20 protein-coding genes and 1 pseudogene are annotated in these 23,782 nt (G+C 71.2%); 13 read left to right on the plus strand and 8 right to left on the minus strand.

The window, feature by feature from the left end; genetic code table 11:
- Positions 1-3: 3 nt before the first annotated feature.
- From IE267_RS39355 to IE267_RS00460, 8 genes and pseudogenes are all read right to left on the minus strand, one after another.
- A complete protein-coding gene (locus IE267_RS39355) occupies positions 4-522 on the minus strand; it encodes a GNAT family N-acetyltransferase (protein ID WP_229860628.1) in 519 nt (172 codons plus the stop codon).
- Positions 523-1,695, minus strand: a pseudogene (locus tag IE267_RS00430) (type III PLP-dependent enzyme); the annotation flags it as partial.
- Complete coding sequence (locus IE267_RS00435; protein ID WP_189761840.1) at positions 1,688-3,007, minus strand: DUF6271 family protein; 1,320 nt, start codon at positions 3,005-3,007, stop codon at positions 1,688-1,690. The pseudogene IE267_RS00430 and the gene IE267_RS00435, both read right to left, overlap by 8 nt.
- Positions 2,989-4,074 (minus strand): phytanoyl-CoA dioxygenase family protein, encoded by a 1,086-nt coding sequence (locus IE267_RS00440; protein ID WP_189761841.1) that lies wholly within the window; start codon positions 4,072-4,074, stop codon positions 2,989-2,991. The genes IE267_RS00435 and IE267_RS00440 overlap by 19 nt, the downstream gene beginning before the upstream one ends.
- An 802-nt stretch (positions 4,075-4,876) precedes the next feature.
- Positions 4,877-6,400, minus strand: coding sequence for a glycoside hydrolase family 3 protein (locus IE267_RS00445; protein ID WP_189761842.1), 1,524 nt, complete (start codon positions 6,398-6,400; stop codon positions 4,877-4,879).
- A gap of 9 nt (positions 6,401-6,409) precedes the next feature.
- The gene (locus IE267_RS00450; RefSeq protein ID WP_167157047.1) at positions 6,410-7,279 is read right to left on the minus strand and encodes a carbohydrate ABC transporter permease; all 870 of its coding nucleotides are present in this window, start codon (positions 7,277-7,279) and stop codon (positions 6,410-6,412) included.
- Between the two features lie 29 nt (positions 7,280-7,308).
- The gene (locus IE267_RS00455; protein WP_189761843.1) at positions 7,309-8,307 is read right to left on the minus strand and encodes a carbohydrate ABC transporter permease; all 999 of its coding nucleotides are present in this window, start codon (positions 8,305-8,307) and stop codon (positions 7,309-7,311) included.
- 75 nt (positions 8,308-8,382) lie between these two features.
- The gene (locus tag IE267_RS00460; protein ID WP_167157052.1) at positions 8,383-9,663 is read right to left on the minus strand and encodes an extracellular solute-binding protein; all 1,281 of its coding nucleotides are present in this window, start codon (positions 9,661-9,663) and stop codon (positions 8,383-8,385) included.
- Between the two features lie 464 nt (positions 9,664-10,127).
- Here IE267_RS00460 and IE267_RS00465 point away from each other — a divergent pair, with 464 nt between their 5' ends.
- The 13 genes from IE267_RS00465 to IE267_RS00525 all read left to right on the plus strand — a co-directional run bounded on the left by IE267_RS00465 (position 10,128) and on the right by IE267_RS00525 (position 23,762).
- Positions 10,128-10,892 (plus strand): GntR family transcriptional regulator, encoded by a 765-nt coding sequence (locus IE267_RS00465; protein WP_161255071.1) that lies wholly within the window; start codon positions 10,128-10,130, stop codon positions 10,890-10,892.
- Between the two features lie 320 nt (positions 10,893-11,212).
- Positions 11,213-11,395: a hypothetical protein gene (locus IE267_RS00470; protein ID WP_189761844.1), complete on the plus strand. Its 183-nt coding sequence runs from the start codon at positions 11,213-11,215 to the stop codon at positions 11,393-11,395.
- Positions 11,396-11,467: 72 nt separating this feature from the next.
- Complete coding sequence (locus IE267_RS00475) at positions 11,468-11,680, plus strand: hypothetical protein (RefSeq protein ID WP_161255052.1); 213 nt, start codon at positions 11,468-11,470, stop codon at positions 11,678-11,680.
- A gap of 97 nt (positions 11,681-11,777) precedes the next feature.
- On the plus strand, positions 11,778-12,797 hold the full coding sequence (locus IE267_RS00480) for a glycosyltransferase family 2 protein (RefSeq protein ID WP_189761845.1): 1,020 nt from the start codon (positions 11,778-11,780) through the stop codon (positions 12,795-12,797).
- A gap of 77 nt (positions 12,798-12,874) precedes the next feature.
- On the plus strand, positions 12,875-13,834 hold the full coding sequence (locus IE267_RS00485; protein ID WP_167157058.1) for a UbiA prenyltransferase family protein: 960 nt from the start codon (positions 12,875-12,877) through the stop codon (positions 13,832-13,834).
- Positions 13,831-14,787, plus strand: coding sequence for a lysylphosphatidylglycerol synthase domain-containing protein (locus IE267_RS00490; RefSeq protein ID WP_161251805.1), 957 nt, complete (start codon positions 13,831-13,833; stop codon positions 14,785-14,787). The genes IE267_RS00485 and IE267_RS00490 overlap by 4 nt, the downstream gene beginning before the upstream one ends.
- Before the next feature lie 79 nt (positions 14,788-14,866).
- The gene (locus IE267_RS00495; protein WP_189761846.1) at positions 14,867-16,297 is read left to right on the plus strand and encodes an aspartate aminotransferase family protein; all 1,431 of its coding nucleotides are present in this window, start codon (positions 14,867-14,869) and stop codon (positions 16,295-16,297) included.
- Complete coding sequence (locus tag IE267_RS00500; RefSeq protein WP_189761847.1) at positions 16,291-17,337, plus strand: NAD-dependent epimerase/dehydratase family protein; 1,047 nt, start codon at positions 16,291-16,293, stop codon at positions 17,335-17,337. Before IE267_RS00495 ends, IE267_RS00500 begins: the two co-directional genes overlap by 7 nt.
- A 21-nt stretch (positions 17,338-17,358) precedes the next feature.
- Positions 17,359-18,429 (plus strand): glycosyltransferase family 2 protein, encoded by a 1,071-nt coding sequence (locus IE267_RS00505; protein WP_189761848.1) that lies wholly within the window; start codon positions 17,359-17,361, stop codon positions 18,427-18,429.
- On the plus strand, positions 18,422-19,633 hold the full coding sequence (locus IE267_RS00510) for an endonuclease/exonuclease/phosphatase family protein (protein WP_189761849.1): 1,212 nt from the start codon (positions 18,422-18,424) through the stop codon (positions 19,631-19,633). The genes IE267_RS00505 and IE267_RS00510 overlap by 8 nt, the downstream gene beginning before the upstream one ends.
- 7 nt (positions 19,634-19,640) lie before the next feature.
- A complete protein-coding gene (locus IE267_RS00515) occupies positions 19,641-20,633 on the plus strand; it encodes an endonuclease/exonuclease/phosphatase family protein (protein ID WP_189761850.1) in 993 nt (330 codons plus the stop codon).
- Complete coding sequence (locus IE267_RS00520) at positions 20,633-21,628, plus strand: aldo/keto reductase (RefSeq protein WP_189761851.1); 996 nt, start codon at positions 20,633-20,635, stop codon at positions 21,626-21,628. Before IE267_RS00515 ends, IE267_RS00520 begins: the two co-directional genes overlap by 1 nt.
- Positions 21,615-23,762 carry an MMPL family transporter gene (locus IE267_RS00525; RefSeq protein ID WP_189761852.1) on the plus strand — a complete coding sequence of 716 codons (2,148 nt, stop codon included), beginning with the start codon at positions 21,615-21,617 and terminating at the stop codon, positions 23,760-23,762. Before IE267_RS00520 ends, IE267_RS00525 begins: the two co-directional genes overlap by 14 nt.
- Positions 23,763-23,782: the final 20 nt, after the last annotated feature.

A 23,782-nucleotide genomic window follows, 5' to 3' on the forward strand; every position in this document is an offset into this window, starting at 1 on the left:
GTTTCAGCCTACTTCCATGGACATGTACATCGCGTTCGTGCCGTAGCTCTCCGGCAGCTCGACCTCGGGATGGGCGCGGTAGCCCAGCTGGGCCCACAGGACGTGGGCCCCTCTGACGGCCACCAGGGAGATCTGCTCGTAGCCCAACTCCCTTGCCGTGTTCAGGAGATGGGTGAGCAGGCGGGGGCCGAGCCCGCGCCCGCGCAGGTCCTCGGCGATGACGAGGTCGTGCGCGTGCAGGTTCGGGGAGGGGTGGCCCGACTCCTCCGCGCGGCTCAGGTCCGGGCTGGCGAAGGGCGGGTAGGGCAGCGCCAGGAGGTACCCGCCGACCCGGCCGGACTCCTCGATGACGAAGCAAGTGCCCTCGAAATGACGGGACTTGAGGGCCTCGCGGCCCTCGGACAGGCCGTCCTCGGTGTAGGCGTCCGCTTCCAGGGACACGATCGCGTCCCAGTCGCGCTCGGCCAGCGGGCGGATGAGGACATCCGTGTCCGGAAGCAGCCCGGTGTTCGACGGAGGCATCCGCTCCGCACCTCCGATGCAGGTGTAGGGCAGCGGGTCGAAACCGTTGAAGCCCTGGGTGGTGTAGCCGACGGCGTACGCGCCGCAGGAGTGGATCCAGACCGGATCGCCGGAGGCCGCCGCGGCGGGCACCGGGACGAGTCCGGACTCGTGGTCGTAGGCGTCGTCGCTGTCGCACGTGGGGCCCGCGATCACGGCCGGGACGCGGGGGCCCTCGGTGTGGCCCGGGAACTCCAGGCGGTACTGCAGCTCGTCCATCTCGTACAGGCCGTTGAACTTGCCGCAGCTCAGGTAGAGCCAGTGCTGCCGCTCGCCGTCGTGCCGGCGGCGGCTGGAGAGGCGGGAGACACGGGCCCGGATGGCGCCGTGGTCGGCGACCAGGTGGCGGCCGGGCTCCATGAGGAAGGTCAGCGGCGACGGCGACGCCTCGCGCAGGCGGTGCATGCCCTCGCGGAGCACGGCGAACATCTTGTCCAGCGGCGGCTCCAGCGGCCGGCCGTGCTTGTCGAGGCAGCCGAGTGCGGGCAGGCCGCCGCCGAGGTTGATGTGGTCGAGCAGGATGCCGCGGCCGCCCAGGACCGCGACCAGGTCCACGAGATCGTCGATCGCGCCCTGCCAGGCCTCCGCCGTCATCTGCTGCGAGCCGACGTGCACGGACAGGCCCGCCGCGGTCAGGCCGGCGTCGCGTGCCGCTTCAAGGACGCGTACCGCGTCGTCGGCCGAGCAGCCGAACTTCTGGCTGAGGCCCCACAGTGCGCCCTCGCCGCTGGTGGCCAGGCGGCAGAACACCCGGGATCCGGGGGCGTGTTGAGCGATCGCCGTGACATCCTCGACGCTGTCGGTCGCGAAGTCGCGGATACCCAGACGGTAGGCGTCGGCGATGTTCTCGTCCGACTTGATCGTGTTGCCGTAGTGGATGCGCTCGGCCGGCACGCCCGTGCCGAGCGCCTGCTCGATCTCGCGCGGGCTGGCCGCGTCGAAGCCCGCGCCCTGGCGACCCAGCGCGGCGAGCACCTCGTCCACCGGGCACGCCTTCATGGCGAAGCGGACCGAGACGCCGGGCAGTTCCCGCAGCAGCGCCGCGTACTGGGCCTCGATGCCGGTGAGGTCGAAGAAGATCCGGTCGTCCGTGGCGGCGGCCAGGGCCGCTCCGAGGGCCGCGCTCTCAGGCATCGTCGACACCCCGGGCCGGGCTCTCGGATCTGCTCGCCGTCACCAGCGCGCCCCACGCCTCGATGAGCAGCGCGAAGTCCTCCATGTCGGCCTGCGCCTCGTCGAGCAGTCGCTCGCGCAGCGGCAGGATGTGGTCCGCGAACTCGGCGTATTTGCCGCCCAGTTCGCGGTAACAGCGGTCGACGACGTCGAGCCTGCGGACGTTCTCGGCCCGGTCCGCGCCCGTGCTGCGTCCGGCGAGCTCGGCGATGGTGGCGGCGCGTACGTGGTGGTTCTCGTCGAGCAGCGCCCCGCGGGCCTCCTCCATCGCCGTGTAGACGGGGTAGAGGTAGAGCATCGACAGCAGGAACTTGGTGAACCGCAGCTGGTAGGCGGTGAACCCGGGGCCCGTCCGGCGCTCGGGGGTGTAGTAGTTCACGATGTTCCGGTTGTGCACCACACCGGGCAGCGTCGCGTCGCGGACCAGGTGCAGCAGGAAGTAGTCACTGCCGATGGTGTTGGTCGCGGGCGGCAGCGGCACCCGCTCGTAGACCTCGTGGTGGAGGCCGATGTTGCACATGTCGATGCGCCAGATGTCGGGGGTGCCGAGGGTGGACTCGTCGTGCGTGAACGGGTCGGTGCCGGCGCCGACGAACGACTCGTCGACCAGCTCGCGCCGCTCCTCGGCGGTCGCCCCTTCCTCGGCCCACAGGCCGACGACCTCGTAGTAGAGGGCCGGGTCCAGGTCGCGTATCTCGCCGATGTCCACCGACAGCTCGCCCACGAAGGAACTGCCCACCATGGCGACCGGCTTGTGGATGTCGGCCGGGTCGAGCCGGGTGCGGGTCACGTCGGGCACGGCGTCCACCGCGCGCTTGCCGAGCGAGAGGAGCTCGTGGTGGACGGGATAGACGGGCTCGCCGTCCAGGAGCTGGTAGACGCTGTCGGAGTCGCGCCGGTGCACCGAGGCGCAGCCGAGCGCGCTCGCGATGAGGAAGGCGCGGTTGGTGCAGGCCCCGTACGACACCTCGGCCGGCAGCATCAGGTCGAGCAGCAGATCGGGCTTGGTGACCCCGGCACGCTCGATGACGCGCTGGAGGAAGTCCCGCTGTCGCGCCTCGTCGAAGTGGTGCACGACGATCCGCTCGTGGCGCGTCAACTTGCCTATCGCGGCGGCGTGTTCGGCGCGTATCGGCTCCGCACAGGAGTCCAGGACGAGGAGGTGGACCTCGACGTCGAAGTGCTCGACGGCGTACGCGGCCTCTTCGCCGAGCGCCGTGATCGTCGCGGCGCAGGGCCGGTTGGTGGGCAGGGTCAGGCAGATTGCGCGCATGACTGGTCTCCGGTCGGCCGCTCGGTGTCCTGCTCGGCCGCGTCCTGCCCGTGCCAGGATTCGAGGCCGAGCAGCTTCGCGCCGAGGTCGTTCAGGGTGGCGGTGGGATACCTGAGGGATTCGTGCCGCCGGGCGTCGCCGACCAGCGTCTTGTTCCAGTCCGGGGTGCTGAGGCTGCGCCAGGATTCGACGCGGGACTTGCGCACCTCCTGGTCCGACTCCAGGGCGGGCATCATCGAGAGGTACTGGACCGCGCGGACACCGTTGTCAGAGGTGTTCCGGGCCACGCCGTGCGCGAGCAGGCCGTTCCAGATCAGCAGGTCGCCGGCCTTGAGCTCGGGCCGGACGACGGGGAACTCGGAACGGTCGGCGCCGGGCCTGATGGGGTCGCGGTCGACGGGCTGCCCGATCCGCCACTCGTCGAAGCGGCGGAACAGCTCGGGCGAACACTGGAACCCGCCGTGGTCGTCCTGGGTGTCGTTGAGCGCGATGATCCCCTGGACGCGCTGCGGGAGCACGCCGAGCGTGGTGTCGACGTCCCAGTGCAGCTCGATGTCGAAGCCCTTGTCGGTGGGTTCGATCAGCGCGCGGTCGCGGTCCCTGACGTTGGGCGGGTTCAGGTTGAGCCGGTCGAGGGTGACCCAGAGCTCCTCGCAGTCCCACACGTCGGCGAACGCGTCGTAGACCCGCTGCGCCTGGCGGCTGTCCCACAGGAGCTGGTGGTGGTAGGCCTCGACGAACCCGTAGACGTGCAGGTGCTGTTCGAGCTCGGTGGCGAACTCCCGGTCGTCGGAGTACCAGGTCTCGGGCCGCTCGGGGTCCAGACCCTGGAAGTCCCAGGTGAAGTCGAGCAGGCGCCGGGCGGCCTCGGCCGGGATCGCCTCCTTCACGACGACATAGCCGTACGTCTGCCAGAACGCGAAGTCCTCCTCGGACAGGACGCGCAGCGGGCGGGACTTCCGGATGTCGCGCAGCGGGGTGCGGGCGAGGTAGGTCTCGCCGCCGTCCGAGCTGAAGTAGGGGACGTCCGATGCGGCGCGGAACAGATATCGGTCGGGGGCCGTCATGCGATCACTCCAGGGTCGGGATGGCCGGTGGCTGGGTCCCCGGGCGGCACAGGGGGGTCGGCCCGGGCGCGGGCGTGCCGAGAGACGGGGGCGAGGGCGGGGGCGGGAAGGGTGCGGCCGCCGGAGCGGATCGCGCGGGCCGGGTGAGGTCACGGTCGGCAGCGAAGCGCTGTGGCGGATGGGTTCGGCAGGCGGGGTGCTCGCGTCCGGTACGCGGCTTGCGGCCGTCCGGGGCCGGGGGCGCTCGGGGTGCCGGGCGATGCGGGCGCCCTCGGCACGGTCCTGCGCCGACCGGTTCTCGGCTGGCATTGCGAGGGCAAATAGGCGCGGGGCGACCGGAGTTGGCGAGATCGGCGCATCGTCGCGCCGGCCGGTCAACCGGTGGAGCGCATACGTCTCCACGAAGACTGAGCCGGGGTTGCCACCTCCTTGGACCCGGTGCCGCTCATGAGCCGAGGACACCTGCACCGATCTTGCGTACCTCCAAGGTGGACTAGACCAACTTCCGGTGTCAAGCCCCAAGTTGACGGGGTGCGCGGCACAAAAGGGGTGAGTTCACGCACCGGACACGCAGGGGATACGTACTGTCAAGTAGACGTCGAGAGGACCCAGTTGAGAGCCCTCCGAGCGGGTCAAGCGGAGTTCCCGCCTCCGGCGTCCGGCGCAGATCGGCCCTCGCGGACATCGGAAATCGGCCCGTTCGTACACCTTCTCCACGCGGCCTTGGCGATACCCGCACATGCAAACGTGGCGGGGTGACGGCCCGCCGGCCGTCACCCCGCCACGTGATCGGTGGGATGCGTCAGACTCCCGCGATGACCTCCGCCGCCGCCCGTCCGCACACCCGCGCCGCGCCGTGCGTGGCAATGTGCAGAGCGCCGCGCGGGGTCGCACGCGGCACGCCCATCTCGACCACGACGGTGTCCGGGCGCGCGGCGAGCAGCGCGTCCAGGGCCGCCGCCATCCACGGGTGGCGGTGCTCGTCGCGGACCACCGCGACGATGCGGCGCGCCCCCGCGGCCGCGAGCACGTCGGCCGCGGTGGCGTCCGTGCCGTAGGTGCCGCTCTCGGTGCCGGGCAGCAGCCCGTCGAGTTCGGCGCCGATGCTCCAGGGGGTCTCGCTGCTCACCGCGATGTTCATGACGGGCGTGAACGTGGCCACGTAGGGAGCCTGCGCCAGCGGGCTCCACGACGGCGACGCGGTGACCTTGGCCGCCCGGCGCGCGGCCACCAGGCCGATGTCGGTGGCGATGCCGGTGCCGGGCGCGGTCCCCTCCTGCACCGCCGCGCCCGGCGCCGTCACGTCCCCCCTGACCCGCTGGGCCCACGCGGCGAGCGCACGGACCCGTGCGGCAGCGTCGGCCAGGCGTTCCTCGGCCAGCTCGCCTTCCCGTACCGCCGTGACCAGCGCGTCGCGCAGCCGCAGTACGGTGCCCTCGTCGCACAGGCCGCCGCCGACGCACAGCGCGTCGGCGCCCGCCGCGATCGCGAGGACCGAGCCCCGCTCGATGCCGACCGTCCCGGCGATGGCCTGCATTTCCACCGCGTCCGAGACGATCAGCCCGTCGTAGCCGAGCTCCTCGCGCAGCAGTCCGGTGAGGATGCGCGGGCTGAGCGTGGCGGGACGGGCGGGGTCGAGCGCGGGAAGAAGGATATGCGCACTCATGACCGACTTGGAACCCGCGGCGATCGCGGCGCGGAAAGGCACCAGCTCACGGGCGTGCAGCGTGTCGAGGTCGACGTCGATGCGGGGCATCGCGTGGTGCGAGTCGACGTTGGTGTCGCCGTGGCCGGGGAAGTGCTTGGTGCAGGCGGCGACGCCGGACGCCTGGAGGCCCTCGATGTAGGCGGCCGTGTGCCGGGCCACCAGGCCGGTGTCGGCCCCGAAGGCCCGCACGCCGATGATCGGGTTGTCCGGGTTGGAGTTCACGTCCGCGGACGGCGCCCAGTTCAGGTTGACGCCGCACTCGGCGAGCCGGCGGCCCAGTTCACGGGCCACCTCGCGGGTCAGGTCCAGGTCGTCGACCGCGCCGAGCGCCAGGTTGCCGGGGAAGGAGGAGCCGGTGCGCACCTCTATGCGGGTGACGTCACCGCCCTCCTCGTCGATGGCCACCAGGAGGTCGTCCCGCTCGGCCCTCAACTGGGCGGTCAGCGCCGCCACTTGGGGGGCCGAGACGATGTTGCGGCCGAACAGGCCGACGGAGGCCAGGCCTTCGCCGATGCGGCGCAGCAGCCAGTCCGGCGCGGTGGTGCCGACGAACCCGGGCTGGAGCACGGCGAGGGCGTCGCGGGTCAGAGTGTCGGAACCCGTGGTCATAGTCGTCATGGGGCGGGGTTATCCCTTCACTGCGCCGGCCGTCAGACCCGCGGCCATCTTGCGCTGGACGAGGAGGAAGAGAATCACGATGGGGACGGCCATCATGGTCGATCCGGCCATCATCGGGGCGTACTCGGTGCCGTGCTGGGTGGTGAAGTTGGAGAGCCACACGGTTGCCGTCTGATGATTCTGGCTCATCAGCATGAGGGCGTAGAGGTACTCGTTCCAGGCCTGGATGAAACCGTAGACCGAGGTGGCCACCATGCCGGGGGCGAGCAGCGGGAAGACCACGCGGATGAAGGCGCCGGTGCGGGTGCAGCCGTCGACCATGGCCGCCTCCTCCAGCTCCTTCGGGACGTTGACGATGAAACCGCGCAGCGTCCACACCGTGAAGGGGAGGATGAAGGTCAGGTACGTGATGATCAGGCCCGAGAGCTTGTCGTACTGACCGAGGTCGTTGAGCAGCAGGAAGACCGGGATGATCATGGCGACCAGCGGCACCATCTGGACCGCGAGGATGCCGATGATGACGATCTTGCGGCCGCGGAAGGCGAACCGGGAGATGGCGAGGGCCGCGAGCAGGCCGACCGCGATGCCGATCAGGACCACGACGACCGAGACGATCACGGACCGGCCGATCGATCCCCAGAAGTCGCCGATCTGCAGCGCCCGCTTGAAGTTGTCGAGCGTGACGTTCGTGGGGAACAGGTGCGGGTCGGGGTCGATCGCGTCCTTGGCGGGCTTGAACGCGGTGTTCAGCATCCAGTAGACCGGGAAGCCCGCGGTGACGAAGACGAGCAGGCCGAGCAGGTTCCAGCCGAGCTTGGTCTTCTTGCGGGCGGGCTTGGCACGCAGCGCGGCGGGCGCCGTAGCGGTCGAGGCAGCCATCGTTACTCCGTCCTGTCCGTTCGCGATGCTCACTCGACGTCCCCGATCTTGAGCATCTGGCGCATGTACACCGCGATCACACCGAGCAGCAGGAGCACGGTGAGCAGGGCGATCGCGGAGCCCTGCGAGTAGTCGTTGACGACGAAGGCCTTGTCGTACGAGTACGTGGTGAGGAGCTGGTACTCCGGCTCGGGGTGGCCGCCGCGCATCACGAAGACCTGCGGGAAGACTCCCATGTCCCAGATCACCGAGAGCGTCGCGAGCATCACGATGATGGGCTTGAGGATCGGCAGCGTGACGTGCCGGAACACGCCCCAGGAGCCGGCGCCGTCGAGCCGCGCGGCCTCTTCCAGTTCCTTGGGGACCTGGGTGAGTCCGGCGCTCAGGGTGATGACCACGAACGGCACCGCGCCCCAGACCACGAGCAGCATGATCACGGCGAGGCCCTGGGTGCTGCTGATGAACCAGTTGTGTCCGGTGACGTCGACCCCGGGCAGCTGGCTGAGCAGCCAGTTCAGCACGCCGTAGTCGCTGTCGAACATCCACTTGAAGATGGTGATCGCGACGACGATGGGCATGCCCCAACTCGCCACCAGGGCAATGTTGATGAGGGTCTTGACCCAGCCCGACACCCGCTGGAGCAGCAGGGCTATGAGCATGCCGATGACCATGGTCAGGACGACCGCGGTGGCGGCGAAGACGATGGTGCGTACGACGACGTGCCAGAACTCGCTGTCGCCGAGGACGTTGGTGAAGTTGTCGAGGCCGACCGACTCCGCGGCCTGGAAGCCCCACAGCTGCGGCTGCCCGAACTTCTCGAAGGACAGGGTGACGAGCCGTACCAGCGGATATCCGAGGACGATCGCGAGGACGATCAGGCAGGGCGCCAGCAGTGCCCAGGGCACCGCCGCTCCCCCGCCCGTGCCGCGCTTCTTCCCCGGCTTGCCGGGATGACCGGATCCAGCACCCGGTAGTGGGTCGCGCCGCGCCGGCGGCACCTTGGCGGTGGTTGTCTCTGCGGCACTCATCGCGCGCTCCTGGTGATCCCTCTCTGGAACTGGCCAGGCAGGGCCCCGTCACCGTGACGGGGCCCTGCCCAAAGGTCACTTGGTGTTGATGACCTTGTCGATCGCGGCGTCCGCGTCCTTCGCGGCGGCCTCGACCGTCTTCTTACCGGTGCCGATGGCCTGCAGCATGTCCTGGAGGGTCTTGGCCTTCTCGACCTGGCCCCAGCCCGGCGCCATCGGGACGAACCAGCTGGACTCGGCCGCGGTGGCCGGGACGGCCGTCTTCGGGTCGGCCTTCAGCGGTGCGAGGTCCGTCTTGTTGTTGGGCAGGTTGCCCTTGGCGACCAGGCCCTTCTGGCCCTGGGTGCCGGTGAACGCGTTGATCCACTCGGCCGCGAGCGCCTGCGCCTTGGACTTGACCGGGACCGCGAGGTCCGAGCCGCCGAGGAAGACCGGCATGGCCTTGCCGGACGGGGCCGGCATCACGAAGGACTCGATCTTGTCGGCGAGCTTGCCGACCTTGTCGTTCTCCGGCAGGGCGGCGTTGGCGCCCTCCCAGGCCGGGCTGAAGACGAGGGCCGACTTGCCCTGGCCGTAGACGATCGGGCGGTCCGCCTCGTCCTTGGTCTTGTCGCCCTTCATGTACTTGTCGACGACGTTCTTGAACTCGGTGAGGCCCTTGATGGACTCCGGCGAGGACAGGTTGGCCTTGAACTTGTCGCCGTCCTGCTTGGCGATGGAGCCGCCGGCGTCGTAGACGAAGGACATGGCCGCGTACCAGTCACGGGTGGGCTGGTACCAGGCGCTGAACTTGTCGCCCTGCTTGGCCTGGATCTTGTCCAGGTCGGCGGTCAGCTCGGTGTAGGTCTTCGGCGTCGCGGTGATGCCCGAGTCCGCGGCGATGTCCTTGCGCCAGGTCGCCGTGCGGCCACCGGCGTAGTAGGGGACACCGTAGGTCTTGCCGTTGTACGTGACCGATGCCTTGAGGCCGTCGAGCCAGGCGGCGGAGTTGTCGAACTTCGACGGGTCCACCTCGGCGAAGGCGCCCTTGACCGAGTAGGCGAGCATCTCGGTGTTGCCCATCTCCACGACGTCCGGCGCCTTGTCGGTGGCGAGGACGGCGTCGAGCTTGGCGTTCTTGTCCGGCCAGCCGTAGTACTCGTGGTTGATCTTCAGGCCCGGGTGCTTGGCGACGATCGCGTCGTCCGCCGCCTTCACCAGCTCGGGCCAGTTCTTCTGGGCGTCGACCGTGAGCCAGACCGTCAGCTCCTTGGCGTCGCCCCCCGCGGCGCCGTCCTTCTTGTCACTGCCGCCACATGCCGCGGCACCGATCATGATGCCCGCGACGCCGATCGCCGCGATGAGCTTGCGCTTCACGCCACTCTCCTCAGGGATGACTGAAACCCCCCGCCCACCGCGATGCCACATACGACGAGTACTGCCCGTGGGGCTGGGATCTGGTCTTTAATGGTTTAGACCAGTACCGGGAGCTTGGCCTAGACCTATTGGGGTGTCAAGAGTCGATAAGAACGCTGAGACCGTCCGTTATCGGACCGACACCTCACCGCCCCGGACGCCCCTCAACTCCGCCCCCACGCGCCCGATCACTCCCACCTCGGGCTGCCCCGCAGGGCCGGCTGGGCTTTAATGGTTTAGACCAACTTGCACACTTCCCCGCACGTCCGCCGCGCGGCGGTGTATAAGAAGGGCTTGTCGATCGCGTTCCCGGACCGACACCCTGACGGAGGGCGACGACCCGTGACCGGTCCGTGCCACCATGTGAGCCGCGACAGACGGAGGAGCCGGTGACGGCAGCAGCGCAGCACTCGGGAAGGCAGACCATGGCCGCCGACGCGGGCGGGAGCGAGACGGAGGCGGGCGCCGGCGCCCGGACCGCTCGCGTGCCCAAGTACTACCGCCTCAAGCGCCACTTGCTGGAGATGACGGAAACCCTGCCGCCCGGCACCCCGGTGCCGCCCGAGCGGACGCTGGCCGCCGAGTTCGACACCTCGCGCACCACCGTGCGCCAGGCCCTGCAGGAACTGGTCGTCGAGGGCCGCCTCGAACGCATCCAGGGCAAGGGCACCTTCGTCGCCAAGCCCAAGGTCTCCCAGCCGCTCCAACTCTCCTCGTACACCGAGGACATGAGGGCCCAGGGCCTTGAGCCGACCTCCCAGCTCCTGGACATCGGATACGTCACCGCCGACGACACCCTCGCCGGGCTGCTCGACATCGGCGCGGGCGGCCGGGTGCTGCGCATCGAGCGGCTGCGGCTGGCGAGCGGCGAGCCGATGGCCATCGAGACCACGCACCTGTCCGCCAAGCGCTTCCCGGCGCTGCGCCGCTCCCTGGTGAAGTACACCTCTCTCTACACCGCGCTCGCCGAGGTGTACGGGGTGCACCTCGCGGAGGCCGAGGAGACCATCGAGACCTCGCTCGCCACCCCGCGCGAGGCCGGCCTGCTCGGCACCGACGTGGGCCTGCCGATGCTGATGCTGTCGCGGCACTCGCTCGACGGCCAGGGCGAGCCGGTGGAGTGGGTGCGCTCGGTCTACCGGGGCGACCGGTACAAGTTCGTGGCCCGCCTCAAGCGCCCGACCGACTGAGCGAACGCGCCAGGAACCACCGGAAACGGCCACGCCCATCGGGGCGTGGCCGTTCGGCGTTTCGGAACCCTCGGCTCCAACTCAAGCCGGACTCCGGCACGTTGTGCCTGGCAGCAAGGTGCCGCGTGGACAGAACCCCTGCTGAGCCCGGGGGCCGCGGCGCCGGACGGGGCGGACCGTGCTGGCACCGTCCTGCCGGGCGGTTGTGGCCACCCGCTTTCCGATGACACCCGGGCCGGCGTCGGCCAGTCTTGATCTCGCCAAAGGAAATCCGATCCGCACAAACTCCTGACGAATCCCCTCACCAAAAGGTGGTCCTCATGCGCGCCAGATTCCGTTCGATCGCGGCCCTGCTCCTTCCGGTCGCCGCCTCGGTCGCTTTCGTACTGACCGCACAGGGAAACACCTCGGCACCGGCCCACCAGATCGCCGACCCCGCCACCACCACCGCCCCCGCGCCCGTCCCGTCCGGTGACTCCGGCGACGGATTCTCCTGGGGCTGACCCATCTACCTCGTCGGCATTTCGATGACCGCCGCTGCCGGGGACGACGCGGAACCCCCGACGAAGTCACAGGTGATCGAAACGCTCCGGCGCATCGGCGCGCCCCGTGGCCACGAGGGGCCGGCCCGCGCGCTGATCATCGGGCAGTCGATCCGGCTGGCCCTCTACCTCACGGGTCCGGACGAGAGCGAGGCCGTGAGCCGCGCCCTGGACATCTGCGCACGACTGCTCGACGCGTCGCCGGAGTTCGCCCGCTTCCACATCACGGACTTCAGGCTCCTCTGACACTTCTGACGCCTCCGACACCGCCGAAATCGCCGGCGCTCCGGAAAACAGGCGTCCCCGTACTTCCGCACCCCCGTACTCCGGAAATGGAATCGCCATGCCCAGGGCCCGCCCGAGCGTGTCCGTCATCATCCCCAATTTCAATTACGAGAAGACCCTGCGGGCCTGTCTGGAATCGGTGTTCGCCCAGACCTGCGCGCCGCTCGACGTCATCGTCGTCGACGACGCGAGCACCGACCGGTCACGCGACATCGCACGGGAATTCCCCTGCGTGCTCATCGCGAGCCCGCGCAACGGGGGCGTGTCCGCCGCCCGCAACCTCGGTGCGGCGGCCGCCCGTGGCGAGGTCCTGTTCTTCCTCGACTCCGACACCGCGCTCGCCCCGGACGCCCTGGCGAACGCCGTCGACCAGCTCCTGGACGACCCCGGGCTCGGCTGTGTGCACGGGGTGCTCGACCCCGAACCGCTCTTCGACGACGGCCCCGTCGAGCGCTACCACGCCCTGCACGCCCACTTCTGGCGCCGCCGCGGCGCCGGTGAGGTGCGCACCGCGTTCTTCGCGCTCGGCGCGATCTGGAAGCACGTCTTCGAGGAGATCGGCCCGTTCGACGAGAACCTGCGCGATTCGGAGGACGTCGAGTACAGCGGCCGGCTCGTCGAGAAGTACCGCATCCGGATGTCGGAGACCGTCACCGGGCGGCACGACGACGTCGACCGGCTCGGGCCCATGCTGACCGAGCAGTACCGCCGCTCCCAGCTCCTGGTCGCGGCCGTCGGCCAGATGCGGGCGGGCGGGCTCAGCGCCAACCGGCCGCTCGGCGTGCTCGCCGCGGCCCTCGCGCCGCCCACGCTGCTGCTCGGCCTCCTGTCGCCGTGGCTGCTGCTCGTGCCCGCCCTGTGCGTCCTGCTCTTCGCCTGCGCCGACCCGGGACTCAGCCGGTTCGTGCTGCGCACCAAGGGACCCGGGTTCCTCCTGTGGTTCACCGGCGTCCACTTCGTGCTGCACCTGGCCCTGGTGCTCGGTGCGGCCCGCGGGGTCGTGCGCTGGCTCACCGAACCGGACTTCGGGCCCACCCTGCGCCGCCGCGCCCCGGCCCCCGCCACCGGCCGCAGGTGAGCAACCGCCCCGCGCGCCACGTTCGCCTCCCCACCCGGTGTCCCCCGCCACCGCCCGTCAGCAACTGGAGCCTGTCCATGGCCACTCTCGGCCCCACGCTCGCCCAGCAGCCGGCCCGCACCCAGCAGGCCCGGCCTCCCAGCCTCCTCCGTGACCTCCTCTCCCTCGTCCGGCCCGGCCAGTGGTCCAAGAACCTGGTGGTGGTGCCGTTCGGACTGCTCGGCGCGCAGCGCCCGGCCGGGCAGCTGCTCGGCGGCGCCGCCGCGGCCGTCCTCGCGTTCACCCTGGCCTCCGCGCTCGTCTACCTGGTCAACGACATCAGCGACCGGGACCGGGACCGCAGCCATCCGCAGAAGCGCAACCGCCCCATCGCCGCGGGAAGGGTCGGGGTGGGCACCGCCATCGCCTTCGCCGCGGTAATCGTCGTGCTGCTCGGCGCGGCCGTCACCGGCTGTGCGCTGCTCGGTGTGACCCCGGTCGCCGCCTGGTGGCCGATCGTCGCCTACCTCGGCCTCAACGTGGCCTACAGCAGGGGTCTCAAGCACGTGCCGCTGCTCGACGTCTTCATCGTCGCGCTCGGCTTCGTCCTCAGACTCGTGCAGGGCGCGCTCGCCGCGTCCTCGCCCGTGCCCAACTGGCTGGCGCTGTGCGTGTTCTCGCTGTGTCTGATGCTGATCCTCGGCAAGCGGCGCCACGAGATGACCGTGGGCGGCGTGCTGCACCGGCCGGCGCTGCGCGGCTACACGGTCGGCTTCCTCGACCAACTCCTGGGCTTCGCGGCCGTGTTGACCGCCATCAGCTATGTGCTCCAGGTACAGGGCAGCGCGATCTTCGGGCACCACGGCACCGCCGTCGCGATGCTCACCGCGCCGTTCGCCCTGTTCGGGCTCGCCCGCTACCTCCAGCTGCTCATGGTCGACTCCGGCGGCGGCAACCCGTCCCGGGCCCTGTTCCGGGACCGCGTCACGGTGTCCAACGCGCTGCTGTGGTCCGCTCTGGTCGGCGGTTCCGCCCTCTTCGTCCACACCGCGTCATGACGGCCGCCGAACTCGCCCCGGCCGCCCCGCGGGGCCCGCTGCGCCGGGCCGTGCCCGTCCTGTTCCCGCTCGCCGTCGCCACCGGCATCGGCTTCGCCCTGCACGACCGGATCGGCGACCTGGCCGACCTGGTGGTACGCCCCGGCGCCGTGCCCTATCTGCTCGGCGCGCTCGCCGCCAACGCGGGCGCCGTGCTCCTGTCCATGGCCACCTGGCGCACCCTGCTCGGCGATCTCGGCCCGAGGATTCCGGGCCCGGTCGCCACCCGGATCTTCTTCACGTCCTTCCTCAGCAAGTACCTGCCCGGCGCGGTGTGGGGGGTGCTCGCCCAGGTCAGGATGGGCCGCGCGGTGGGCGTTCCGGGGCCGGTGGTCGTCGCCGTGTTCCTGCTCAACCTGATGGCGGCCGTCCTCACCGGCCTCACCATCGGCCCGGTCGCGGCGCCCTGGACGCTGGGCGGCGACGCCTGGTGGCTGCTGCTCCCGGTCGCGGTCACCGTCGCCTGTGCCGCCCGGCCCGGGCTCATCAACTCCCTTGCCGCGCTGGGTGCCAGGCTCGCGCGGCGCCCCGCTCCGACCGCCACCGCGAGCGATGCGGGGATGCGCCGGGCGATGGCCTCGGCGGCAGCGTCCTGGGCGGTGTCCGGGCTGCATCTGTGGGCGCTGGCCGTGATGCTGGGCGCGCCCGCCGCCAAGGCCCTGCCGGTGTGCGTGGGCGGGTTCGCGCTCGCCACCGCCGCCGCGAGCCTGGTGGTCGTCCTGCCGGACGGCTGGGGCGCCCGCGAGGCCGTCCTGATGCTCGCGCTCTCCGCGGTGCTGCCCTGGCAGGCCGCCGCCGCGGCGGCCGTGGCGAGCCGGGTCGTCTGCACCCTGAGCGAGGTCCTGGTCGGCGGGGCCGCGCTGCTCCTCACCCGGACCTCCGGCCGGCCCGCCGCCCTGGCCGCGTCCGCCTGACCGCCCACCGCCGCACAGCTCCATGCACCTCACGCACCCCACCAACCCCAAGAACCTCCACGAAGAGGGACCGATCCCCATGCCCCAGCTGTACTCCGTCGACGACTGCGAGTCGCTGACCACCAAGCAGGTCCACGGCCTGTACAAGGACCACGTCAACCGCAGCCAGGTCTCGCTCATGACGTCCTTCGGCTTCGGCCAGGAGCTCGTCGAGCGCGCCGAGGGCGCCTACATCCACCAGCGCGACGGCCGCCGCGTCCTGGACTTCACCGGCGGGGTCGGGGTGCTCAACCACGGCCACAACCACCCCCGCATCCTCGCGGCCCGCCGCCGCTTCCAGGACGAGCGGCGGATGGAGGTCCACAAGACCTACTTCTCGCCCTACATCGCCGCCCTCGGCCACAACCTCGCCGAGCTGCTGCCCGGCGACCTGAACATGTCGTTCTTCCCCAACTCCGGTGCGGAGGCGGTCGAGGGCGCGGTCAAGCTGGCGTACAAGTACCACGGCGGGCGCCGCTCCCGGGTGCTGCGGGCCGACATCAGCTTCCACGGCAAGCTGCTCGGCTCGGGCAGTCTGACCGGGCAGAACCAGTCCACCTTCCAGTTCCCCGGCATCCCCGGCGTCGGCGTCTTCCCGTACGGGGACCTGGCAGCCGTGCAGCGCGAGGTCGCCAAGTCCCGTACCGCCACGGGCGATTCGGACGTCTACTGCATCCTGATCGAACCGCTGAGCGCCTCCACCATGAACGAGTGCTCGGAGGAATTCCTGCGCGGGCTGCGGGAGTTGTGCACCCGCGAGAACATCGTGCTGCTCTTCGACGAGATCTACACCGGCTGGGGCAAGACCGGCAGCCTCTTCTACTTCATGCGCTACGAGGGCCTGGTCCCCGACATCCTCACCACCTCCAAGTCGTTCGGCGGCGGCAAGTCCTCCATCTCGGCGTTCATCGCCCGCGAGCCGGTCTTCCGCAAGGCCTACGACAACCTGACGGACGCCCTGCTCCAGTCGACCAGCACCACCTACTACGGCTTCGGCGAGGAGGCGGTCACCGCCATAGAGGCGGTCAACATCGCGGTGGAGGACGACTATCCGGCCCGGGCCCGGGCCATCGAGCGCATCCTCGGGCCCGGCCTGGAGCGCATCGCCAAGGAGCACCCGGACGTGGTGTCCGAGGTGCGCGGCGCGGGCGCGCTGCACGGGGTGTTCCTGCACAAGGGGCCCAAGATCCTGGAGCTCGCGACCAAGCTGGTGCCGGGCGCGATGACCAAGGACCCGCGCTTCCGCACCAAGCTGATCACGTCCTCGGTGGTCAACGCGCTCTACCGCGACCACGGCATCTACGCCTACTACACGCTCAACGGCGACAACCCGCTGATGGCGGCCCCCTCGCTGATCACCGAGGACCACGAGGTCGAGTACTTCCTGGAGTCCCTGGACGCCACCCTCGCGCAGGGCCTGCCGCGTCTGCTCACCCGTTTCGTCAAGGAGAAGGTGTCGTCGCTGTGGTGACCAGGACAGTAGTGACCGGCGGCGCCGGGATGCTCGGTTCGACGCTCGTGCGCCGGCTGCTCGCCGACGGGCACGAGGTGCACTGCGTGGACCTGCGGGCGCCGGGCACCACGCACGACCGCCTCACCCACACGGTCACGGACGTACGGGACGCCGTCGCCATGAAGCGCGCGACGGCCGAAGCGGACGTGGTGGTGCACTGCGCGGCCGCGCTGCCCAGCTACCCGGCCGACCAGATCCGCTCGGTGATAGTCGGCGGCACCGAGTCGGTGCTCGGCGCGGCCGAGGCCAACGGCGTACCGCGCTTCGTGCACATATCGTCGACGGCCGTGTACGGGCTGCCCAAGGTGGTGCCCACCCCCGAGGAGTACCCGCGCGAGCCGGTCGACGCCTACAGCGCCGCCAAGGCGCAGGCGGAGGAGGTGGCCGAGCGGTTCCGGGGCCGCGAGATGTGCCTGCCGATCCTGCGGCCCAAGACGTTCCTCGGGCCCGGCCGCATGGGCCTGTTCGCGATGCTCTTCGAATGGGCCGAGGAGGGACGCCACTTCCCCGTCCTGGGCAAGGGCGACGTCCGCATTCAGATGTTCGACGTGGACGACCTGGTGGACGCGGTCGTCACCGCGATGGAGGCGCCGGCCGAACGCGCCGACGGCACCTTCAACCTGGGCGCGACACGGTTCGGCACCCTGCGCGAGGACTTCCAGGCCGTGCTCGACGCGGCCGGACACGGCAAGCGGGTCCGCTCGCTGCCCGCCAGGCCCGCGCTCGCCGCGCTCAGCGCCCTGCAGCGCACCCGCCTCTCGCCGGTCTACGGGCGGCTGCTGCACAAGCTGCTCGACGACTCGTACGTGAGCACCGAGCGGGCCCGCGAGCAGCTCGGCTTCAGCCCGCGCCACTCCAACCAGGACGCGATCCTGCGCACCTACGCCTGGTGGCGCGAGCAGCAACGGACGAAGAGCGCCCCGGCCAAGGGGCAGGGCGTCACCAGTGTCGAACCGTGGCGGCAGGGAGCCCTCTCCCTGGCCAAGGTGCTGTTCTAAGCGAACCGAGGAGTAACGACCGTGTCCAGCGACCACCAGCCCCTGGTCTCCGTCATCATCCCCAACTACAACTACGGCCGCTCGATCGGCCTGTGCGTGGAAGCCGCGCAGAACCAGACGTATCCGCACACCGAGATCATCGTCATCGACGACTGCAGCACCGACGACTCCGCCGCGACCGCCGCCGCCCTCGGCGCCCGGGTGGTGAGCACCGGCCGCAACAGCGGCGTGGCGGTGGCCCGCAACCTCGGGGCGGAGCTCGCTCGGGGCGAGGTCCTCGTCTTCCTGGACTCCGACGTGGCGATGCACCCGGACGCCATCGAGCGCTCGGTCGCCCTGCTCGCCGACGGCGTCGACGGCGTCAAGTACGGCGCGGTGTGCGGGACTTACGAGCCCGAGCCGCTGATCCGGGACAGCCTGATCGAGGAGTACCGCTCGCTCCAGCAGTACTACCTGCTGCTGAAGTCCGAGGGTGTCATCGACACCGTGCACACCGCGATCCTGGCGATACCCCGCGCCGTCTACGACGAGGTCGGCCCGTTCAACCCGCTGCTGCGGCACACCGAGGACCAGGACTACGGGCGCCGGATCTCGGAGCACCACAAGGTGCTCAGCTCCCTCGACGTGCGCGGCCGGCACGACCACGACGACACCGTACGGATCGTCCTGGACAAGGTGTTCAGCCGCGCCCGGCTCGCGGTGCCGCTGATCCTGAGCCGCCGCGCCCTGCAGGGCGGCTTCGTGACCGGCCCGCGCGCGGGCGCCAGCCTCGCGGCGCCGCTCGCGGTGGCCGCCCTGGCCGCGCCGCTGCTGTGGGGCGCGGTGTGGTTCCTGCTTCCCGCGCTGCTCTTCGTCCTGTCCGTCCTGGGCGACCTCGACATGTACCGGGTGGTGCGCAGACACCGGGGGCGCCTGTTCCTCGGGTACTTCGTGGCCGTCAACTTCCTGGTGAACCTAACGGTGTTCGCGGCCATCGGGGTCGCGGGGGTGCAGTGGCTGTTCTCGTCCCGCTTCCGGCGGCTCTACGCGCCCCAGCCCCGGCCGTCCCAGAGCGCGGGCCTCGGCTCGGCGGTCGGTGTTCCCGGTGTCTGACCTGCGGACCCCGCCCGCCGAGCGCGTCACGGAGCCGGCCCCCGCCGGCGCACCCGCCCGGCGCGTGCGCCGCCGGGCGGGGCGCCTGGTGTGCTGGGCGGCGCTCGGCTGGCTGGTGTACCTGGCGGTGGAGTGGCTCGTCGACGGCCGGTACTGGTTCGGCGAACCGGCCGGTGCCGTACCGCCGTTCCTGTTCGTGGTGCTCCCGCTGCTGCTGGCCGCGCTGATCCCGCTGGCCCGCGGCGCCGACCGGTGGCGTACCGGGGCCGCGGTGGCCGTCGCCCTGGTACTGGGCGCGGGCCAGTCGGGGATCAACTTCGGCGCGCTGTGGTCCTCGGACCACGAGCCCGGCCCGGACTCGGTGCGCGTGGTCGCCTGGAACACCAACTCGTGGAACCAACTCCTGGGAACCCAGGACCACTTCTACGCCTTCCTGAAGTCGAAGAAGGCGGACGTGTACCTCCTGCACGAGTACCAGCACGTGACCCCGGACCGTAAGGGCCGCCTGCCCATCGACGACCTGGCGCGGCTGCGTGCGGAGTTCCCCGGGTACGAGGTCGCCGTCCAGGGCGAGCTGGTCACCGTCTCCCGCTTCCCCGTCGTGGCGAAGCCCGCGGTCGGACCGGCCCGCGACGTCGCGCCGGACGCGGACTGGAACACGCGCTACCGGCAGGCCAAGGTCCTGCGCACCGATCTGCTGATCAAGGGCCGGACGGTGTCGTTCTACAACCTGCACATGCCGGTCTGGAACAGCATGACGGACGGCCCGCTCTCGGGCGCCTTCTACCGTCATATGCGGGAGAGCTTCGGCCCCCGCGCGGCGCAGTACGCGGGTCTTGAGGACGACCTGGACCACAACCCCAACCCGGTCGTGGTGGCGGGGGACTTCAACACCACGGCCGCCATGTCGGAGCTCGACGGCATCCGCTCGCGGCTCTCCGACGCGGTGGGCGCGAGCGACGAGCTCTACCCGACGAGCTGGGAGGAGGGCGGCTGGAAGCCCTTCTGGCGCACGGACTGGGCGTTCACCGGCCATGGCGTGACGGCGGACAAGTACGCCTTCGACCCGCCGGAGAAACTGTCCGACCACGCGGTGCAGGACCTGTGGGTCACCGTGCCGCCCACGTCACGGGCCAAGGACGCGCCGGAGCCCGGGCCGGCGTCACGGGCCGAGAACGCGTCACCGACCGAGAACGAGAGGTAAGTCCGCCGTGTCCCCCGCTACCGCCGTCGCCCTCGCGTGGACCGTCTTCCTCGGTGCGCATCTGGCCCTCAACGGCCGCTGGTGGCCCTGGCTGGCCGTGTCCCTGTTGCCCCCGCCGCTCTTCGCCGTCGTGCCGCTCGCCCTGCTCGCCGCTGCGGCGGCCTCGGGGAGCGTGCCCGGCGCGGTGCTCGCGGCCGGGTGCCTGCTCGCGGGCTGGCGGGAGAACGGGCTCAACATCCGTGCGCTGAAGGGTAGTTCGCGGGAGCCAGGAGGAATCCGGGTGGTGTCGTGGAACACCCAGCACTGGAACCAGGGCCGCGAACCCGACCGGTTCTACTCCTTCCTGCACTCGCTGCCCGCCGACGTCTACCTCCTCCAGGAGTATCTGAACGGCTTCGAGGGCGGCGAGGTGTGGGACATCGACGACGAGGAGCGGCTGCGGCGCGAGTTCCCCGGCCACCACCTGTCGATCGACAACAACTCCGTGACCCTGTCCCGGTTTCCGCCCGCCGGTCCCCCCGTGCCGGTCGGCGCCTGCTCGCTGCGGGTCGACCTGCACACCCCGGACGGCATCCTTTCCACGTACAACGTGCACATCCCGGTGCAGCTGACGGTGATGAACCCGCTGAGCCGGGCGTTCTTCCGGGACATGCGGCGCCGGCACGAGGCGCGGCGGCGCGAGTACGACGCGCTGGTCGCCGATCTGCTCGCCAACCCCCATCCGTTCCTGGTCTCCGGGGACTTCAACACCAGCGCGGCGATCGGCGACATCCGCCGGATGCCGAAGACCGCGCACGACGCCATCGGGGCCAACCGCGCGCTGTTCCCGGCCAGTTGGCATGCTCGACGCAAGCTCCGGCTCTGGCGCATCGACTGGGTGTTCACCAGTGCCGGGGTCCGCGTGCGGCAGTACGCGTTCCGTGACCCGGGCGGTCTCTCCGACCACCTGGCACAGGACGTCACGATCACCACCACCCCTATCGAGGAGATGAACCGTTGATGCAGTACCGACAGCTGGGCGGCAAGGACGGCCTGCGGGTGAGCACCCTGTGCCTGGGCACCCTCCCCTTCGGCACCCGGATCGACGAGGCGAGTGCCTTCTCCGTCCTTGACCGCTTCTACGAGGCGGGCGGCACCTTCCTGGACACCGCGAACACGTACGCCTTCTGGGAGCTGGGCGCGACCGGCGCCGAGAGCGAGCTCGTGATCGGCAAGTGGCTGGCCAGCCGGGGCGTCCGGGACGAGATCGTCCTCGCCACCAAGGTCGGCGCGCTGCCCGAGCCGCTGGACGCGCCGTGGCCCGAGGCCGCCGAGGGGCTGTCCGCGCCGGTGCTGCGCCGCCAGGTGGAGACCAGCCTGCGCAATCTGGGCACGGACCGGATCGACGTCTACTACGGGCACATCGACGACCGGAAGACGCCCGTCGAGGAGACGATGGGCGCGTTCGCGGAGCTCGCCGACGCCGGGAAGATCTCGCTCTCCGGCTGCAGCAACTTCGCGGCCTGGCGCATCGAGGAGTCGCGCGCCGCCGCCGAGCGCGCGGGCGGCCCGGCGTACGCGGCGGTGCAGCAGCGCTACACCTACCTCCAGCCGCGCCCCGGCGCCGAGTTCGGGGTGAACCCGCATGCCTCCGAGGAACTCCTGGACTATCTGGCCGCCCGGCCGGAGCTGACCTTCGTCGCGTACACGACCCAGCTCACCGGGGCGTACAACAACCCCGCTAAGGAGATCCCCGAGCAGTACCGGCACGCCGGTTCGGCCCGGCGGCTCGCGGTGCTCGGCGAGGTCGCCAAGGAGCTCGGGGTCGCACCCGGACAGGTCGTGCTCGCCTGGGCGCTCGGCGGGGCGCTGCCCGTCCTGCCGGTGATCGGGGCGAGCTCGGTGGGTCAGCTGGAGGAGTCCCTGGAGGCGGTGGACCTGGTCCTGGACGACGAGGTCAGGGCCCGCCTGGACGCGGCGGGTGCCGATGCGGCGAGTTTCGATGCGGCGAGTTGAGCGGTACGCCGCCGGTCTCGTCCGCCTCTCCGTCGGTCACCGCGGGCTCGTCTGCCTGCTGTGGCTGGCGGTGCTCCTGGCGGGCGGGGCCGCGGCGGCGGCGAACCTCGGCCGCCTGGACCAGAGCTTCACGGCCTCCGGCCAGGACGGCTCCCGGGCCAACGCGGCGATCACCGAGCGGTACGGGGCCGGCGCGGGCGTGGCCCCGCTGGTCGCCGTGGTCACCTGGCCGGACGGCACCGGCGGCCGCTCGGCCGCTGCGGCGGCCCGCCTGGAGTCCGCCCTCGCCGCCGCGACGGAACCCGGCACCCGGGTCCTCTCGTACGCCGGCACCGGCGACGGGGCATTCCTCTCGCCCGACGGCCGCACCACCTACGCCCTGGTCTACCCCCGCTCCGGAAAGCCGGACCTGGCCGGACTCTCGGCGGTGCGGGACGCCACCGAGCGGCTGCGCACCGGGCTGCGCGCGGCGCTGCCCGAAGCCCGGGTGAACGTGACGGGCGTGCTGCCGCTCCAGGAGGACAGCGCCACCGAACGGCCGGCGCTCCTGCTCCAACTGACCAAGGCAGCCAGCGCGTTGGGCGCCCTCCTGCTGCTCCTGCGGACCTTCCGTCCGCTGCTCTCGCTGCTTCCGCTGCTGTTCGCCGCGGTGTCGTCGGTGGCGGCCCTCGTGGTGGTCCTCGCGCTCGCGGGCGGCATGGAGCTGAGCTTCGTCGTGGTGTATCTGATCCCGGCCGCGGCCCTCGCGCTTTCGGTGCGGCGCGCGGCGACCCTGGTGACGGCGTGGCGCGCGGAGCTCGCGCGCGGCTCCGACGCCCGGCTCGCCCCCCTGCGCGCGGGTTCCGTACTGGCGGACCGGGCGGTGACCGGCGCCTTGGCCGGGGCCGCGGCCCTGGCGGCGCTCGCCCTGCTCCCCGTCCCCTTCCTGCGCTCGATCGGCATCGCGGGAGCCGCGGTCTGCCTCATCACCACCCTGGCCGCCCTGACGCTGGGCCCGGCACTGCTGTGCTGGGCGCCCGGCCGGCTGCGGGAGCGGCGGCCGAGCAAGGGCCGATCACCACAACTCCGTTTTTGCCCAGGGGAGTTGGCGCCGCCGGGTAGGCGTCCGCGTGCTCCGCGCCTGCTCGCCGCCGGCGCTCTCGTCGCCCTCGCACTGCTCACCGGGGCGGCCGGGTTCCTGACGGCCGGGAATCCCCGGGCCGACGCGCTGGTGCGCGGCGGGCCGGCCCGGGACGGGCTCGACCAGCTGACCGCCGCCGGGATTCCGTCCGGCGTCCTCAACCCCCTTGAGCTGCTTGCCCCTTCCGGCGTCGAACCCGCCGAAGTGGCAGCGCGGGCGGCCCGGGTTCCCGGAGTTGTGACGGCCGTGGCGCCCGATGCCGCGGCCTGGCGCCGCGACGGGACCGCGCTCGTCGCCGTGATCCCGTCCGGGGAGCCGATGACCGCGTCCGGCCGCCGCACGATGAAGGACGTGCGGTCCGCGTCGGCCGGGACGGAGACGCTGACCGGCGGTTCGGGCGTGCCCGAACTCGACCTGGTCCAGGGCGTGTACCGCCTGGTCCCGCTCGGCCTTGCGGTCATGGCGCTGCTGGGCTTCGCCGTGGTGGCCGGGCTGCGGTCCGCCGGGGTGGCCGTGCGGGCGGCGCTGTGCGGGGCGGTGTCGGCGCTCGCGGTGAGCGGGCTCCTGGTCCTCGTGTGGCAGTACGGCCCCGGCGCCCGGCTGCTGGGCGGGGTCGCGGCGACGGGGGCGGTGACCGGGTGGGTTCCGCTGGTGGCGGGCGCCCTGGCCTTCCTCGACGCGCTGGACCGGGCCGTGGCGCCCGGGTCCGCACCGCGCGTGCGGCCCGGCATCGGACTCGTCGGCCCCCTGTCCCTTCTGGCCATCGGGCTCGGGCCCCAGGTCGAACTCGCCCTGCTGGTGACGGGACTCGGCGGTGCGGTGCTGCTGAACTCGATGCTGTTCCGGGCCCTTGCGGCCCTGCCCGGAAGGTCACGTCCGGGCGCACACGAAAGGTCCGCGGAAACCGCCACACGTGCCCTTCCGGCCACCCCGGCGTCATCTTATTGGTCTAGACCTAGATTGCCGCTCGGCCATACGATCCCCCTGGCCGAACCATCGGACCACGCACGGTGACATCACGGCATACGCGAACC

The sequence above is a fragment of the Streptomyces xanthochromogenes genome (genome assembly GCF_014650455.1).
Taxonomy (GTDB): Bacteria; Actinomycetota; Actinomycetes; order Streptomycetales; family Streptomycetaceae; genus Streptomyces; species Streptomyces xanthochromogenes.

Excerpts from the sequence above, each read along its gene's own strand:
- IE267_RS00520 (WP_189761851.1), top strand. The coding sequence starts at position 20,633 with ATGCAGTACCGACAGCTGGGCGGCAAGGACGGCCTGCGGGTGAGCACC.
- IE267_RS39355 (WP_229860628.1), bottom strand. The coding sequence starts at position 522 with ATGCCTCCGTCGAACACCGGGCTGCTTCCGGACACGGATGTCCTCATC.
- IE267_RS00465 (WP_161255071.1), top strand. The coding sequence starts at position 10,128 with ATGGCCGCCGACGCGGGCGGGAGCGAGACGGAGGCGGGCGCCGGCGCC.
- IE267_RS00470 (WP_189761844.1), top strand. The coding sequence starts at position 11,213 with ATGCGCGCCAGATTCCGTTCGATCGCGGCCCTGCTCCTTCCGGTCGCC.
- IE267_RS00495 (WP_189761846.1), top strand. The coding sequence starts at position 14,867 with ATGCCCCAGCTGTACTCCGTCGACGACTGCGAGTCGCTGACCACCAAG.
- IE267_RS00440 (WP_189761841.1), bottom strand. The coding sequence starts at position 4,074 with ATGACGGCCCCCGACCGATATCTGTTCCGCGCCGCATCGGACGTCCCC.
- IE267_RS00455 (WP_189761843.1), bottom strand. The coding sequence starts at position 8,307 with ATGAGTGCCGCAGAGACAACCACCGCCAAGGTGCCGCCGGCGCGGCGC.
- IE267_RS00485 (WP_167157058.1), top strand. The coding sequence starts at position 12,875 with ATGGCCACTCTCGGCCCCACGCTCGCCCAGCAGCCGGCCCGCACCCAG.
- IE267_RS00450 (WP_167157047.1), bottom strand. The coding sequence starts at position 7,279 with ATGGCTGCCTCGACCGCTACGGCGCCCGCCGCGCTGCGTGCCAAGCCC.
- IE267_RS00480 (WP_189761845.1), top strand. The coding sequence starts at position 11,778 with ATGCCCAGGGCCCGCCCGAGCGTGTCCGTCATCATCCCCAATTTCAAT.
- IE267_RS00490 (WP_161251805.1), top strand. The coding sequence starts at position 13,831 with ATGACGGCCGCCGAACTCGCCCCGGCCGCCCCGCGGGGCCCGCTGCGC.
- IE267_RS00445 (WP_189761842.1), bottom strand. The coding sequence starts at position 6,400 with ATGACGACTATGACCACGGGTTCCGACACTCTGACCCGCGACGCCCTC.
- IE267_RS00525 (WP_189761852.1), top strand. The coding sequence starts at position 21,615 with ATGCGGCGAGTTGAGCGGTACGCCGCCGGTCTCGTCCGCCTCTCCGTC.
- IE267_RS00435 (WP_189761840.1), bottom strand. The coding sequence starts at position 3,007 with ATGCGCGCAATCTGCCTGACCCTGCCCACCAACCGGCCCTGCGCCGCG.